This is a genomic window from Acidovorax sp. KPB24-03, assembly GCF_057546605.1.
Genome location: NZ_BAAJYR010000769.1, coordinates 1 through 954 on the forward strand (window position 1 = coordinate 1; position 954 = coordinate 954).

General features: G+C 75.6%; 2 protein-coding genes. Both read right to left on the reverse strand.

Annotation, left to right across the window (positions count from 1 at the left end):
* A partial coding sequence (locus tag AC27KI_RS25860; protein WP_487116695.1) for a hypothetical protein occupies nt 1–331 on the reverse strand: 331 nt, incomplete at its 3' end.
* 71 nt (nt 332–402) lie between these two features.
* Nucleotides 403–954: substrate binding domain-containing protein (locus tag AC27KI_RS25865; protein ID WP_487116697.1), on the reverse strand; the 552-nt coding region annotated here is incomplete at its 5' end.

Here is a 954-nt window from a genome sequence, read left to right on the forward strand (position 1 = left end):
GCAGTGGCGCGCCCACCAGGGCGGCGATGCGCGCAGCCGCCACGGGTTGAACGGCATGGGCCAGCGGCTGCGGCGGCGCGGCGCGCACCCGGAGCGCCGGCGGCGGGGCGCCGCCCGGCAGGCACAGCGCGCAGTCGAGCGTGTGCAGGCCCCCACCATCGGGCGCAGTGCCATCGTCCTGCGCCACGAGCTGGAACACGCCCGCAGCACTGCACACCACCATCAGCGACTGCGGGTGCACCAGGGGCGACACCGCGGCCACGCCCAGCGCCAAAGCAAACCACGCCAGCACCCAGCGGGCGGTGAGGAAGGGCGTGCGCAGCGCATTCATGGGCGGGGGGATTATCGGCGCCGGGGCCGGGCGCGCATGGCGGCCCGACCATCAAAGAAAGGCGCGCGGCGTCACGGCAGCGCCACCCAGCCGGGATGGCCGGGCATCGCAGCCTCTTCGGCCACCAGGGCTGCGCAGCACTGCGCCACGTGATCGACCAGCGCCCGCACGCGCGCCGGCATGAACCGGTGGCTGGGCAGCACGGCGTGCAGGGCATATCGCTGCCCCCGCCAATCGGGCAGCAGCGCGACCAGGGCGCCCGAGCGCAGGCTGGCGCGCACGTCGATCGCCGACTTGTAGACGATGCCGCCGCCCGCCAGCGCCCATTCATGGGCCATGGAGCCGTCGTCCACGCTGCGCTCGCCCTCCACGGCCACCGAGACCGCCTCGCCATCGGACGCCCGCTCGAAATGCCAGCGCACCTCCCGCCGGCCGGCGATGTGCAGGGTCAGGCAGTCGTGCCCCGCCAGCTCGGCGGGGTGCCGGGGCACGCCCCGCCGCGCCAGGTAGGCCGGTGCGGCGCAGGCCACGCGCCGGGTGATGCACAGCGGCCGGGCGATCAGTTGCGAGTCGGCCAGCGCGCCGTAGCGCAGGGCCACGTCCACCGCATCGCGGCGCACGTC